The organism is Pseudomonas berkeleyensis (genome assembly GCF_014109765.1).
In the GTDB taxonomy this organism is placed as follows: domain Bacteria; phylum Pseudomonadota; class Gammaproteobacteria; order Pseudomonadales; family Pseudomonadaceae; genus Aquipseudomonas; species Aquipseudomonas berkeleyensis.
Window position 1 is genome coordinate 2495570 of record NZ_CP059139.1, and the last position, 13832, is coordinate 2509401.

General features: G+C 64.4%; 15 protein-coding genes. 2 read left to right on the forward strand and 13 right to left on the reverse strand.

Annotated features, from left to right (window positions below):
* From HS968_RS11595 to HS968_RS11605, 3 genes are read right to left on the reverse strand one after another with little or no spacing between them, the layout of a single operon-like run.
* Positions 1-471 (reverse strand): arsenate reductase ArsC, encoded by a 471-nt coding sequence (locus tag HS968_RS11595; protein WP_182371359.1) that lies wholly within the window; start codon positions 469-471, stop codon positions 1-3.
* Between the two features lie 26 nt (positions 472-497).
* Entirely contained in the window at positions 498-1781 is a 1284-nt protein-coding gene (locus HS968_RS11600; protein ID WP_182371360.1) for an arsenic transporter, read from the reverse strand.
* Positions 1782-1802: 21 nt separating this feature from the next.
* Complete coding sequence (locus tag HS968_RS11605; RefSeq protein ID WP_106742016.1) at positions 1803-2150, reverse strand: metalloregulator ArsR/SmtB family transcription factor; 348 nt, start codon at positions 2148-2150, stop codon at positions 1803-1805.
* Between the two features lie 149 nt (positions 2151-2299).
* Here HS968_RS11605 and pdxY point away from each other — a divergent pair, with 149 nt between their 5' ends.
* Both pdxY and HS968_RS11615 read left to right on the forward strand, forming a co-directional pair.
* On the forward strand, positions 2300-3172 hold the full coding sequence (gene pdxY, locus HS968_RS11610) for a pyridoxal kinase PdxY (protein ID WP_106742014.1): 873 nt from the start codon (positions 2300-2302) through the stop codon (positions 3170-3172).
* Between the two features lie 146 nt (positions 3173-3318).
* Positions 3319-3624, forward strand: coding sequence for a hypothetical protein (locus HS968_RS11615; protein WP_119691030.1), 306 nt, complete (start codon positions 3319-3321; stop codon positions 3622-3624).
* A gap of 4 nt (positions 3625-3628) precedes the next feature.
* On the opposite strand, the gene HS968_RS11620 is transcribed toward HS968_RS11615, so the two are convergent.
* From HS968_RS11620 to HS968_RS11665, 10 genes are all read right to left on the reverse strand, one after another.
* A complete protein-coding gene (locus HS968_RS11620) occupies positions 3629-4597 on the reverse strand; it encodes a Csu type fimbrial protein (protein WP_119691031.1) in 969 nt (322 codons plus the stop codon).
* Positions 4594-6906 (reverse strand): fimbria/pilus outer membrane usher protein, encoded by a 2313-nt coding sequence (locus HS968_RS11625; RefSeq protein ID WP_407681656.1) that lies wholly within the window; start codon positions 6904-6906, stop codon positions 4594-4596. The genes HS968_RS11620 and HS968_RS11625 overlap by 4 nt, the downstream gene beginning before the upstream one ends.
* A 10-nt stretch (positions 6907-6916) precedes the next feature.
* A complete protein-coding gene (locus tag HS968_RS11630; RefSeq protein WP_106742007.1) occupies positions 6917-7675 on the reverse strand; it encodes a fimbrial biogenesis chaperone in 759 nt (252 codons plus the stop codon).
* A gap of 3 nt (positions 7676-7678) precedes the next feature.
* Positions 7679-8251, reverse strand: coding sequence for a Csu type fimbrial protein (locus HS968_RS11635; protein ID WP_182371361.1), 573 nt, complete (start codon positions 8249-8251; stop codon positions 7679-7681).
* Complete coding sequence (locus HS968_RS11640; RefSeq protein WP_106742003.1) at positions 8251-8751, reverse strand: Csu type fimbrial protein; 501 nt, start codon at positions 8749-8751, stop codon at positions 8251-8253. The genes HS968_RS11635 and HS968_RS11640 overlap by 1 nt, the downstream gene beginning before the upstream one ends.
* 51 nt (positions 8752-8802) lie before the next feature.
* Positions 8803-9336, reverse strand: a complete 534-nt coding sequence (locus HS968_RS11645; protein ID WP_170965098.1) for a Csu type fimbrial protein — start codon at positions 9334-9336, stop codon at positions 8803-8805.
* A gap of 240 nt (positions 9337-9576) precedes the next feature.
* The gene (locus tag HS968_RS11650; RefSeq protein WP_182371362.1) at positions 9577-10398 is read right to left on the reverse strand and encodes an ABC transporter ATP-binding protein; all 822 of its coding nucleotides are present in this window, start codon (positions 10396-10398) and stop codon (positions 9577-9579) included.
* The gene (locus HS968_RS11655; protein ID WP_182371363.1) at positions 10395-11459 is read right to left on the reverse strand and encodes a FecCD family ABC transporter permease; all 1065 of its coding nucleotides are present in this window, start codon (positions 11457-11459) and stop codon (positions 10395-10397) included. Before HS968_RS11655 ends, HS968_RS11650 begins: the two co-directional genes overlap by 4 nt.
* Before the next feature lies 1 nt (position 11460).
* Positions 11461-12462 (reverse strand): FecCD family ABC transporter permease, encoded by a 1002-nt coding sequence (locus tag HS968_RS11660; RefSeq protein ID WP_182371364.1) that lies wholly within the window; start codon positions 12460-12462, stop codon positions 11461-11463.
* Positions 12462-13376 carry an ABC transporter substrate-binding protein gene (locus HS968_RS11665; protein ID WP_182371365.1) on the reverse strand — a complete coding sequence of 305 codons (915 nt, stop codon included), beginning with the start codon at positions 13374-13376 and terminating at the stop codon, positions 12462-12464. The genes HS968_RS11660 and HS968_RS11665 overlap by 1 nt, the downstream gene beginning before the upstream one ends.
* Positions 13377-13832: the final 456 nt, after the last annotated feature.

Here is a 13832-nt window from a genome sequence, read left to right on the forward strand (position 1 = left end):
TCAGAGTGTGCCGATGCGGTCGAGCTCGCGCTGCAGCGTGTCGCGGTCGAGGGTGGCGAAGGGCAGGGCGAGGAAGGCCCGGCAACGTCGCTCGATCTGTGCCAGCGTGTCGTGGAAGGCGGCGTCCACGGCGGCTTCGTCTCCGGCCGCTTCGGAAGGATCCAGCAGGCCCCAGTGGGCCTTCAGGGCCGGCCCGAAGTACACCGGGCAAGTTTCGCCCGCAGCCTTGTCGCACACGGTGATGACGATATCCGGCGGGTTGTCGGCGAAGGCGTCGTTGCCCTTGCTGCTAAGCCCGGTGGTTGCGATGCCGGCCTGTTCGAGGGTGGTGAGGCTGCGCGGCAGCACCTGGCCCTTGGGAAAGCTGCCGGCGCTGACCGCCTCGAAGCCTTCTGGCGCGAGGTGGTTGAACAGGGCTTCGGAAAGGATGCTGCGGCAGCTGTTGGCCGTGCACATGAACAGGACTCGCATGCTTGCTCCTGCCGCTCGGGCGGTAGTCAGAGGCTCAGGCGCAGGGCCAGGGCCGAAAGGGTGATCAGCAGAACCGGGGCGGTCAGTAGCAGGCCGACTCGGAAGTAGTAACCCCAGGTGATGCGCATGCCCTTGCGGGCCAGCACGTGCAGCCAGAGCAGGGTGGCCAGGCTGCCGATGGGGGTGATCTTCGGGCCGAGGTCGCAGCCGATGACATTGGCGTAGATCATCGCTTCGCGGATCACCCCCTCGGCACCGCTGGCCTGGATCGACAGTGCTCCGATCAGCACGCTGGGCATGTTGTTCATCACCGAGGAGAGCAGGGCCGAGAGCAGGCCGGTGCCGAGTGCCGCCGTCCACAAGCCCTGCTGCGCAAGGCCGTCGAGCACCTGCGTGAGCAGGTCGGTCAGACCGGCATTCTTCAGGCCGTAGACCACCAGGTACATACCGAGGGAGAACACCACCACCTGCCATGGCGCTTCACGCAGCACCCGCCGGGTGGCGATGCGCTGGCCACGGGCGGCGACGACGAACAGCAGCAGCGCGCAGACGGCGGCCACCGCACTGACGGGAATGCCGAGCGGCTCCAGGGCGAAAAGCCCGAGTAGCAGGCCGAGCAGTGTCCACCCACCCACCACGAACGTGGCACGGTCGCGGATGGCCGAGGCCGGTTCCGGCAACGCGTCGAGGGCGTATTGCGCCGGCAGGTCGCGGCGGAAGAACAGGAACAGCACGAGCAGCGTCGCGGCGACGCTGGCCAGGTTCACCGGCACCATCACCGCAGCATATTCGGCGAAACCGAGACCGAAATAGTCGGCCGAGACGATGTTGACCAGGTTGGATACCACCAATGGCAGGCTGGCAGTGTCGGCGATGAAGCCGGCAGCCATGACGAAAGCCAGGGTGGTGGCCGCCGAGAAGCGCAAGCGAACCAGCATGGCCATGACGATGGGCGTGAGGATCAGCGCCGCACCATCGTTGGCGAACAGTGCGGAGACGGCGGCGCCGAGCAGCACGCAGAAGCAGAACAACCGATGGCCACTGCCGTTGGCCCAGCGCGCCACGTGCAGGGCGGCCCATTCGAAGAAACCAGCCTCGTCCAGCAGCAGGCTGATGATGATGACGGCGATGAAGGTAGCGGTAGCGTTCCAGACGATGCTCCATACCAGCGGGATGTCGTGCAGCGACACTGCGCCGACGGCCAGGGCGATCAGCGCGCCGATGCTGGCGCTCCAGCCAACACCGAGCCCCCTGGGTTGCCAGATGACCAGCACGAGGGTGAACACGAACACGGCAGCGGCAATCAGCATTGGAGAGGTTACTCGGTAGGGTCAGCAGCAGGACTGGGTGCGAACGGGGCGGCCATCCATGTGTTGCAGGCGGGAGGCGTTGCTGGCGAGCCACTCCGTGTTGGCCGTGAGCGTCACCTGGAGCAGCTCGGCTACCCAGGCGGGCAACTGCGGGTTCAGGCGGTAATACACCCATTGGCCCTGGCGGCGGTCGAGCAGCAGGCCGCTGCTGCGCAGCTGGGCGAGGTGACGGCTGATCTTCGGCTGGCTGTCGTCAAGGGCGCACATCAGCTCGCACACGCAGAGTTCGCCGAACTGGGCGATGAGCAGGGTGGCGCGGGCACGGGTTTCGTCGGCCAGGCTCTTGAACACATCGGTCGGAGTGATCATGGGCGTGAAGTCATATATGTGGGATTTCGAATATATGGAAATCCATATGTTCATGGCAAGGCAAAACCGCTGTGCACCTCGGGCTTGGCATGCGCAGGTGGCATGACGAATAATTCTCGGCCCACCGTATCCCGCCAGCAGAGACCGCCATGAGCGCCACGCTACCGCCCCTCGTCCTGTCCATTCAGTCGCATGTCGCCTGGGGCCATGTCGGCAATGCCGCGGCGGTTTTCCCGTTGCAACGGCTGGGCTTCGAGGTGTTGCCGATTCACACCGTGCAGTTCTCCAACCACACCGGCTACGGGCAATTTCGTGGCCAGGTGTTCGGCGCCGAGCATGTGCGCGAAGTGCTGCTGGGGCTGCGTGAGCGTGGTGTGCTGCCACGCCTTTCCGCGGTGCTTTCCGGTTACCTCGGCGACGCCGACACGGGGCGAGTGATTCTCGAGGCGGTGGGCGAGATTCGTCAGCACAACCCGGCGCTGCGTTACCTCTGCGATCCGGTGATGGGCGACGTGGGGCGCGGCGTGTTCGTCAATCCGGCGATTCCCGATTTCCTGCGCGATCAGGCAATTCCTTTCGCCAATATCATCACGCCCAACCAGTTCGAGTTCGAACTGCTCACAGGCTCGAAGCCAGCCAATCTGCAGGAGGCGGTGAAGGTCGCCCGGCAGTTGCGTGGTCGCGGCCCGGAGGTGGTGATCGTCACCAGTCTGGCGACGCCGGATATCCCTGAAAGCGAGCTGGGTACGTTGGCGGTGAATGGCGAGGGTGCCTGGTTGGTGACCACGCCGCGTCTGGCTCTGCATCCGTTGCCCAACGGCATGGGCGATGTGTTCTCGGCGACCCTGCTCGGTCGCCTGCTGGCTGGGCAGGCACTGCCGCAGGCGCTGGAGCTGGCCACGGCAACGCTCTACGCGCTGGTCGAGCAGACCGCAGACGGCGCGCGTGACCTGCCGTTGGTGACTGCGCAGGAGCAGATCGTCGCGCCGGGTAAGCGCTTCGTGGCGAAAGCATTGGCCTGAACCGGCGTTCATCGGAATCAGGGTGATTTCAAGGTGATATCACTCTATTCTGCTCCACATTCGGTCGCTCCTTGCTCTCGTGACCGTTTCTACGGATGGATTTTGACCTTTATCCCAGCAGGCCATCCTCACCGTAGACCGTCTTCATGCCGTTTCATCGACTCTTTGCCTGGTTCGTGGCCACCGCGCTGTGCGTCACTGCCAATCTGTCGTTTGCCGAACAGATCAGCGGGCAGCTGCAGATCAGCCTGACCATTCTCAAGCGTTGCGAGATTGCTGCTCGAAGCGATGCGGCTGGCGTGTACCTGTCCGCGCATGACTGTGAGCACGCGGCCTATCGTCTGCAGGATCCGAACGGACGCCCCTTGCCATTGGCGCCGAATGCAGAGGCGACGTCGTTGACAACGCAGTCCGTCGAGAATGCCGGCTCGACGCTGGTGATCTACTGGTAAGGCCTCAGTAGCTGATGATCAGCAGCACGTTGTCGGTGTAGACACCGACCGGTGCGTTGCTCTGCGTGGGATCGAGGATCGCCTGGTAGGTGAAACTCTGCGAGTTGCCCGTGCCGCTGGCCGTCAGCGGCGAGGCGGCGTTCCAGATCAGGCTGCTGGAGCTGTAGTAGAGGTTGTAGCGGATGAACTGGCCGGCACCATTGTTCAGTCGCCGCCAGGGCGCCTGATAGTTTTGCCCATTGTCGAAGCTCAGCGTGTAGCCCTCGGTATTGGTGCAGGTCACGGCGAAGGTGCGCTGCTGCGCGCTGAACTGGCTGATCAGGGCGTTGGCGCCGAAGTCCACGTTAGGCAGCGTGTCGATGCGGCAGGCCTTGCTGACTACCAGAGTGATGGTCACGGTGGCGAGCGAGCCGGTGCCCCAGTTGGTCGGGGCGCCACAGATCACCACACAGTTCTGCGTCAGCCCTGGGCTGCGATCCCAGGCACAGACGTTGAGTGCGCCGACGGTGCAGATCGCCCAATCCCAGCGCAAGGTGACGGTGGCGGTGTAGGTACCGGCCGGTACATTGGGCCCAGGGTTGGTGCGGAAGAACAGGCCAATGGCGGTGGAGCTGCCACCCAGGGCCAGCAGATTGATCGCGCTCAGTTGTTGCGGCTGGCCACTCACCAGTGCCTGGCTGTAACCGGAGTCCTGGTAGACCTGAAAGGGAATCTGATTGCCCTGGCCGTCTTGCAGGGCCAGGCTTCCGGTGTTCTGCAGCGTCACCCTGACGTAGGCACCGGCCAGTACCTGAAGCACTCCGGGGCAGGACAGGCCAGAGCCGGCGCCGGCTTGCTGGGGGACGGTGCGCAGGGTCAGGGAGTTGGCGTTGCCCAGATTGACCACGCCTCCCGTATAGGTGTTGCACGCGTAGGCTGGCACACTGGCCAACGCAGCGCCGAGCAGCAGGGTGAGGATCAGCCCGCGAATCATGGCGAGGCGTCCTGTTTCAGGCAGGTCAGGGGGCCGACCACGGCCATTTCCACGGCGCTCTCATCCAGCATGAAGCGACTGCTGCACTGGCTGCCCTCGGGCAGGAACGCCTGCAACTGGTTGTCCTGAGCCAGTCCTTCGAGATACAGCTGGCCATCCCAGCCGATGTAGGTGCGTTGACCGCTGGGGCGATGCAGAACCTGGGTGCCGCGTGGCAGCGGCTGTCCCTGGTCGTCGACCAACTGGATGCTGGCGGACAGACTCATGGTCATGGGGAAGGCGAGCAGTGCGCCGCTGCCCTGATGCACGGCGATGCGCTTCTGGGTTTCGGACAATTGCAGGTTGCTCGGCAGATCCAGCAGGTCGACTTCGTACTGGCCTGGGTAGTAGGACGGCACCCAGGGCACCAGCAGGTAACCCGCTGAATCGGTGCGGCCGAGCAGTTGGTGTTCGTAGCGCACGGGCACGTCGGCATAGCCTTCGGTACTGACCAGCACGAACGCGTCGTCGATCCGGTTGCTGGCGAACATCTGGCCCTGCATGGCCACCAGCGAGCCGCTGACACCGCCCCATTGCGTGGTGATACCGTCGTTTTCGTAAACGCCTGCCTGCACTTGGGCATGCTGGGTGCGCCAGGTCAGGTCGGCCTGACGGTATTCGCTGTCGCCGCTGGCATAGCCGAGGTTCCAACCCAGGCCACCATCGCTGGGTGGGTTGCGGCTGAAGTTGGCGCGCACCCGTTGATTGCCGTTGCTGTCGCGCTCCACGCCCGTGGCCAGCGTGGAGTACAGGTCGAAGGGAATGACCAACTGAGCCTGAATGGCGTGCGAGCCGTCGTCCAGTTGGCGGTTCAAGGATACGAAGAAGCTGCTGTTGCCCCATAGGCTGCGTGACCAGGAGAGGTTGAGCAGACGGGTTCGGCTGCCGTTGTGTTCTTCATTGGCGAAGTAGCCGATACCGAAGGAGCCAAATCTCTCGGGGCTGAAGCTGAAAGTCAGTTGATCCTGGGTCTTGCTCAGCGGGCCGCCGGCCAAATCGCTGTCCAGGGCGTGTGCGACGCTGAGGTCGGCATAGTCCGAAGTGCGCTGGATACGTTGCGCAGTGATGCCGAAGCGCCGCGCGTAGTAGCTGTAACCAAGGCTGTATTGCTGGCCGTTACCGATACCGCTGCTCTGGCTGACCGAGCCGGTCAGCGTACCCATGAGGCCGAGTCCGACGGTGGCGCCAACGCCAGCCTGCCTGAGACCTGCACCGGCTTCGGCATGGCTTTCCAGGGTGAGGCTGTCGGTCAGGCCGTAGCGTAGGCTGCCGCTGCCTACCAGGCGACCATAGGAAAAATCGTCCACGCCATAGTTACGGCGCAACTTGCCGACCGACAGGGAAAAGTCCGAAAGGCCCTGACGCAGGAGAGTGTCGGTCACGTAGAACGGCACCGTGGTGGACACCTGGCGCCCCAGCACGTCGGTGGTCACCAGCGTCGCTGTGCCGGCGCCGCTGATGTAAGGCACGGTGTTGAGGGTGAAGGGGCCGGGGCGCAGATCCTGCTGGCCGATGCGGGCATTGTCGATGAACAGATCCACGGTGCTGGGCACGGCGGCATCGCCATCGAAACGCGGCAGGGGGTAGGTGATCAGATCCGGACGCAGCGAGAAATCGCGCGAAATCTGCACCCCGCCCACGCGCACCGCGCTGTTCCAGGTCAGCGCGCCGGTGATCAGGTCGCCGCCGCTGAGGCTGAGCATGCGTTGCTGGTCGTTGAAGCGCCAGGTGGTGTCGTAACGGGTGTAGCCATCGCGATAGCCCGGCCCGGAGAAGCTGTAGCGATGGACGCCGGTGTTGGAAATCATGCCGAAACCGTCGAACACCCGCTGTTCCAGCCAGGTATTGGCGTAATGGCCGGCGTTCTCGGTGTGGTTGTAGTAGAGGTCATAGTTGAACAGGGCGCCGAGTGCGCTCTGCGCTTCCATCGCCTCGCTCAGGCCGCTGGGGCCGAAGCGCTGATGCGGCAACCATTCGCTGGGCAGGGTGAGCAGCAGGCGCTGGCTGTCTTGCTGATACTCGCTGCGCAGGGCATCGATCTTATCCAGTGCGACCCAGGGCGTTGTCTCCGAGGGCAAGCGTACACCCGCAGCGAGCAAGTCTTCGCGTTGGGCGAACAGCCTGCCCTGATGCTCTCTCACTTCCACCACCTTGCCGCTGGGCAGTTCATTGACGATCAACTCCAGGTAAAGCAACTGGGCCTCGGCGAACTGCTGTGCATCATCGCCATGGGCTGAGCGGCCTGACAGCAGCGCGGCCAGGAACAGCAACGCCAACGACCTACTCAGAGGCCAGCGTCTGCGTTTGTCGGCTTTCGTTGATGCGCGCCTGCACCCGGCCGCTGCGCACGCCTGCTGGCAATGGCCAGCGCATCTGCGCGCCAGGCAGCACATACCCGAGAAGCCCTTCGGCCAGTGGCTGCTTGCCGCTGTCGCGCAAGAGATCGACCTGGGACAACCGGGCCGGAGCGGGGCCGAGGTTGCGCAGGTTGAGGAAGATGCCATCGCTGCCTTCGACGACGCGGTAGCGTAGATCGGGAGCCAGTGGCTGGCCCTGGCCTGGCGCTTCTCGCGCGCCGTCATCCAGATAGGCCCCAGGCCCGACCACGAACAAGGGTACCGAGTAGCGCATCTGGAACTGCACGCCCACTTGTGATGGGCGCGGTTGCGGCGGCAGTACCTCGTCGACCAGTACACGGTAGGTGCGCAGTGTGCCGGCGCTCGGCGGCTCTAGATTGACCAGCCTGACCAGTTGCCGCTTGCCCGGCTGCAGCGTTGCCATCGGCGGGCTGCCCACCACTTGCTTCTGCGGCGTCAGGCGATCTTCGAAGCCCTCCTGTTCCCAGGCCAGCACGCGAACCTGCAAATCCACCGGCTCCTGCCCACGGTTTTCCAGCCACAGCGCGGCGGACTTCTGTCGATCCGCTTCGATCAGCGGGTTGATCGGCCAGATCAGGATGGAGCTGGCGGCCTGCGTGGCCAGGCTGGCCAACGATGCGGCCAGGCTCAGGCAGCAGGCGAAGAGGGTGTGTGTCCTCATGGCTCAATAACTCACGGTCACGGTGATGGTGTCGGTGTAGATGCCGGCTGACGGCAGCGGGCTGACACTGAACAGGCGGGCATAGACCGTGTAGGTCTGCGTGGCGCCGCCAACGGGAAAGTTGATGCTCATGCGCGTGCCACCGTTGTTGCCATCGCCCCAGACGATGTTGCGTGCAGCGTCCTGGTACAGCTGGTAGCGCAGGCGCTCCGCACCACGTGCGAGGTAGCGTCCGCCACCGACGCTGCTGGCATTGAGGCCGGCATTGAACGCAATCGTGACAGCGGTACCTGGGGAACATTGCAGCACGATGGAGCCATTGCCCGGTGTGCTGGCGGTGTCCAGGTTGCTTGGCAGGGTGCTGATCTGGCCGAACGAAATGCTGCCGAACGAGGTGGCGTCGCTGCCACCGGCGCCGAGCAAACACCCCGGCACGATTTCCGCGCGTATCTGGAAGCTCTGGCTGACGATCAGGTCGTTGATGCCCGTGTCGCCCTGAGCAGGCAAGGTGTGCATGGCCAGGACGCTCAGGCAGAACAGGCTGGAAACCCCGAGTGACTGGCTCCGGCACGGCATCACCAACTCACCGTGACGGTCAGCGTGTCGCTGTAGCTACCGGGCGGTGGTGCGCTCTGCGCCGGCACACGGGCATAGATCGGTAGCCACTGATCCTGGCCATTGCCGACGGCGCTGACCCCCGTGCTGTTGTCCCAGACGGTGACGTAGTCTGCGCCAGTGTAGAGGTTGTAGGTGAGCACGGCCGAGCTGGGGCCGACCATCTGCCGAGTGTTGGTGGTTCCGCTGTAGCCAGCATTGATCAGCACGCGGTAGGGGATGCTCTGCTGGCAATTGACGCGTAGGGCGCCTGCTCCCGGCTGGCCGACGCGGGTGAGCAGGTTGTCGAGCCTGAGGTGGGTGCCGAAATCCAGCGTACCGAAGCTGATACCCGAGCCACTGCTGCTACCTGCCTGGCAGGCCGGCAACACCTCGACGTTCAGGCCGATGGTGGCGGTCTTGTCGACCGCCGGCAGAGCTGCCGGAGTCAGCAGGAGTAGAAGGGCGATCAGGCGCGGCATGACGATTCTTCCCTGGCGAGTTCGAGACCCTCTTGGTGATGCGAGTGGTGATTACCAGGCGATGGTGACCTGTACGGTATCCGTGTAGGTGCCTGGGCTGGGGGTGGTTTGTGCCGGGACTCGGCCGTAGACGATCACTTCTTCGCTGTTGCCCGTGCCGGTACCCGAGAGCACCGTGCCTGTGGCTCCGCCATCGCCCCACGCCAGGGTTCGGCCGCTGTTCTGATACAGGTTGTAAGCGACGTAGGCGCCTGAGTTGATCATGCGTCGTTGACCGCCCGTGGCGTTCTGCCCGGCGTTGAGCGCGATGCTGTAGGCCGTGCCGAGGCTGCATTGCAAGCCGAATGAACTGCCGCCGGCACTGCCGAAGGAGCGTCCGTCGATCAGGTTGGCGAGGTCGTTGTAGTTGCCGAAGGACAGTGAACCGAAGGTGTTGCTGCTAGCGCCTGCGGTGCCGTTGGTCACGGTACAGCCGGTGCCGATGGTGATCTGGACGTTCAGTTGACCCTGCAACTGGCCTGCTGAGAAAGCCGGTGTGGCAGCGAGAGAAAAAGCCAGAACAGCGGTTCTCATGACGGACTTCATAGGTCGAGTCCCTTCGAATTGGAGTTGCTTGGACGATAGTCCAGCCCATTCTTCTGCTCAAAAAACGTGCAGCCGATGCCCAGGAAGTCGAGATTTCATCCTGACAATTTAAGTGTCTGATTGATCAGAAAAAAACTGGCTATGTAAGAAATGACTGAAAACTATATGAGGTCATTTCTTACAGTCTTTTCAGACAAATCCTTTTCCTTACGGAAGGCGCTGCGGCGTTTTGCCGTCTGTTCACGGCCGGCTAACCCCGGCAATCACCGGCGTTCCGCTGACCGGGTCACGTAGCAGCGTGCAACGTACGCCGTACAGCTGCTCGACCAGCTCCGAAGTAACGACTTCCTCTGGTCGGCCGCTGGCGACGATCCGGCCCTGGTGCATGGCGATCAGGTGGTCGGCATAGCGGCAGGCACTGGAGAGATCATGCACCACCATCACCACGGTCTTGCCGGCGGCAGAGAGCTGGCGGATCAGCTCGAATACTTCGATCTGATGACCCAGATCCAGCGCCGAGGTAGGTTCGTCGAGCAGCAGCAGCGGCGTGGCCTGGGCGATGGCCATGGCGATCCAGGCGCGCTGGCGCTGGCCGCCGGACATCGACTCCAGTGGCCGGTCAGCCAGTTCTTTCAGATCGGCTGCGACCAGAGCCGCGTCGACGATGGCCTGGTCTTCCTCGCTCCATTGGCGCAGCAGGCTCTGGTGCGGTTGGCGGCCGAAACGGATCAACTCACTGACCGTCAGTCCATCCGGCGCGGTAGCGTCCTGCGGCAGCAAGGCAAGTCGACGCGCCACTTCGCGCGAGGGCAGGCTGCCGATGGCCTTGCCGTCGAGCAGTACGCTGCCGGAGATGGGTTTGTGCAGGCGGGCAAGGCCAGCGAGCAGGGTGGATTTGCCGCAGCCATTGGGGCCGACGATGGCACTGACCTGGCCGCTGGGGATTTGCAGGTCGAGGCCTTCGATGATACGAGTCTGGGCATAGCCCATGCTCAGGTCGCGCGCTTCCAGGCGCACATCGGTCTGGCTGGCGTCGCCGAGCAGTGAGGAAAGCAGGGTCATGTCGAACTCCGTGGGGCCTGGCGCAGCAGAATCCACAGCAGGTAGGGGCCGCCGACCACGGCGGCGATGATGCCGACGGGTATTTCGATGGGCGCCAGCAGGGTACGGCCGAGCCAGTCGGCGAGGATCATCATCAACGCGCCGGACAGCGCGGCATTGAGCACCGGCACGCCGTGGCGGTTGCACAGGTGCCGGGCCATTTCCGGTGCGGCCAGGGCGATCAGGCCGACCGGGCCGACGACGGCAACGGCCAGTGCGGTCAGCCATACGCACAGCGCCAGGGTCAGCAGGCGCATGCGTTGCAGGCGTACGCCGAGGCCGATGGCGACACTGTCGGAGAAGCGCATCAGGCTCAGGGCATTGGCCAGCAGCTTGGCCAGTGGTAAACCGGCGGCCAAGCCGATGCCGAGCAGCAGCACCGAGTCGGCGGGGCGTGCGTTGAGGCTGCCGACCGTCCAGGGATAGGCGGCATTGGCGGCGTCCATGTCGCTGCGTGCCAGCATCAGGTTGGTCGCCGCACCGAACAACGCGCCGATGGCAATGCCGACGACGATGAAGCGATAGCCGCGTGCGCCACCGCCAGCAGCCAGGGCGAAGGTCAGCACGGCGGCCGTGGCGGCGCCGCTCAGTGCCAGGACTGAGGGCGCAAGACTGGTGGGCACGGCGACGATGGAGGCGACGGCGAAGGCGGTGGCGCCGTTGTCGATGCCGATCACCCCCGGTGTGGCCAGGCGGTTGCGCGCCAGGGTCTGCAGCAGGCAGCCGGCGGCGCCTAGGGCGGCGCCACTGAGCAGGCCGGCAACCAGTCGCGGCAGGCGCAGTTCCTGAATTAGGAATACCTGCAGTGCCTCACCCTGGCCGAGGGCGGCTTGCAAGGCTTTCCAAGGCGTTAGCGCGTCGTCGCCGGCCGCCAGTATCCAGGCGCCGACGCCGATCAGCAGCAGGCCGAGGATCAGCGCCACGAGCAGGCTGCTTCGATGCAGCAGCAGGCTGCATGTGCCCAGGCGCAGCAGATGATGTCCGGGCGGAGCGATCAGGGAGTGTGAAGGGAATACGTTCATGTCACAGGGTCGGTAGGCGGTGGTTGCGCACCACGGCAATCAGGATCGGTGCACCGACGAAGGCGGTCACCACGCCCACCGGCAGTTCATAAGGACGCACCAGCAGGCGCGAGATGACATCGGCCAGCAGCAGGACGCAGGGGCCGAGCAGCATGCTCAGGGCCAGGGTGCGGCGGATGTCGGAACCCACCAGACGGCGAGCGATATAGGGCACGATCAGGCCAATGAAACCGATGGGGCCGGCGGCGGCAGTGGCGGTGCCGACCAGGATCGCCACTGCCAGCAAGGTGCTCAGGCGCGTCAGTTGCGGATGATGGCCGAGGCCGCTGGCCACGCGTTCGCCCAGCGCCAGGGCCGCCAACGGGCGCACCACGAGGAGCGCCATGAGGAGGCCGCCGATCAGCCCGGGCAGACTCCAGTCGACAGTGTCCAGCGGACGACCCGCCAGGGCGCCGATGACCCAGAAGCGCATTTCGTCGGCGGTGCGCTGATCCCACAACAGCAGCAGGCTGCTCAGCGCGCCGAGCATGCCGGAGAAGGCCGCGCCGGCCAGCACCAGGCGCACGGGATCATCACCGACGCCACGCATGCGGGTGACCAGTAGCACCAGTACGCAGCCCACCAGCGCGCCGAGCATGGCCACGCCCAGGTGCAGGCTGGCGGCCGAAGCCCCCAGGTTGATCGCCAGCACCACCGCAAACGAGGCGCCAGCGCTGACCCCGAGCAATCCGGGCTCGGCCAAGGGGTTGCGGGTTACCGCCTGCAGCAGCACGCCGGCCGCACCTAGGGCGATGCCGACCAGCAGGGCCAGCTCGGTACGTAGCCAGCGCAACTCGAAGACGATGAAACGGGCATCGTCATCGCTGCCGCCAAGCAGGGCCTGCAGGCTGGGCAGAGTGCCGATGTCCCCTGCGCCCAGCAGCAGGCTGGCCACGCACAGCAGCGCCAGGCACAGGGTTGCGTAACCCAGCGCCTGGGCAACGGAGAGGCGTGATGCGCGCATCAGTCGAGCAGGGCCTTCTCCACGTCATCGAGTACCTGCTGGGCCGCAAGGTAACCGGAGCTGCTGCTCCAGATCTGCCCGTCGACGGTTACCACGTGATCGTCAGCAACGGCTTGCAGGCGGGTGAAGGCGGGCTGCTTGCGCGCGTCATCGAGTGCCTTGCGGCCATCCGGATTGAGCGTGGCGAGGAAGATCCAGTCGGCATTGATACGTGACAGGTTCTCCAGGCTGAGCACATCGCTGTGCGGTTTCTGCACCTGGGCTGCGGCCAGTTCATTGGCGCGCAGGCCGAGCTCGTTCAGCAGTTGGCCAACGAACAGGTGGCTGGACATGATCACCGGCCCCTGCGGGTTCCAGCGCACCACGCTGACTTCCTGGTTCTGGGGCAGGCGCCGGCGCAGTTCGGCGCTGCGCTGCTCGATCTCGGCGATGTGTTGCTGGCCTTGTTCTTTCCTGCCAAGTGCCTGGGCGTAGGTCATGTAGGTGTCGCGCCAGTCCTGAAAGGCAGTGCCGGTGGGCACCACGGTGGGCGCCATCAGGCTCAGCTTGGCGTACAACTCGCGCGACAGGTCGCTGGAGGCCAGTACCAGATCTGGCTGCAGACGCAGGATGGCTTCCAGATTGGGTTCGCGCACGCTGCCCACTAGGGTGATCTTACCGGCCTTGGTCTTGAGATAGTCCGGGACGTCATTGCCACCGCGGCTGGCCAGGGTGCCGACGGGTTGTATGCCGAGCGACAGCGTGGCATCCAGAGCACTATCGCCCAGCGCCACCACGCGCTGTGGTGTGCCGCTGAGTTTCAGCGGGCCATAGGCGCTGTCCAGCGTGCGTTCGCTGGCATGCAGAGGGAGGGCGAGAAATAGCGATGTGGCAATTACCAGCACCGCACGCTGCAAGAGAGAGGGGATAGACATGCTGGACTCCAGGTCGAGACGAGCAGCGACAAGCGCTGTCTGTGGCGGGATCGAAAGCAAGCTATCTTTTTACTGTCAGGGCTAATGAAAATCCATTGCATTTACGAGGTGTTTACAGTTATGCGTGCCGAATAAGCCAGCTACGTGCGTCATGCTGCTCATCCACGGTTGCACACGCTTAGTGTCCCTGGCCCTATCCCCGGAGGGGCGAGGGGGTCTATCACGCTCCATTGCTTCTTGTGTGAACCGTATTGTGGCTGCTGAGGACTGGCAGTCGCTGATCCGCGAACAGCCTTTTATCCGCTACAGCCGTTCTTGTTCGGAGGCCGGCAGGTGGGCGGCTTTCTACTGACGCTGCAGAAGTGGATCGAAGTCGAGCGCGACTCCGAGCGTTTTTCGCCTGTTTTTGTCTTGCCTGATCTTCGCTCGCTACGTTTTCACACGGGCTGACCTGCC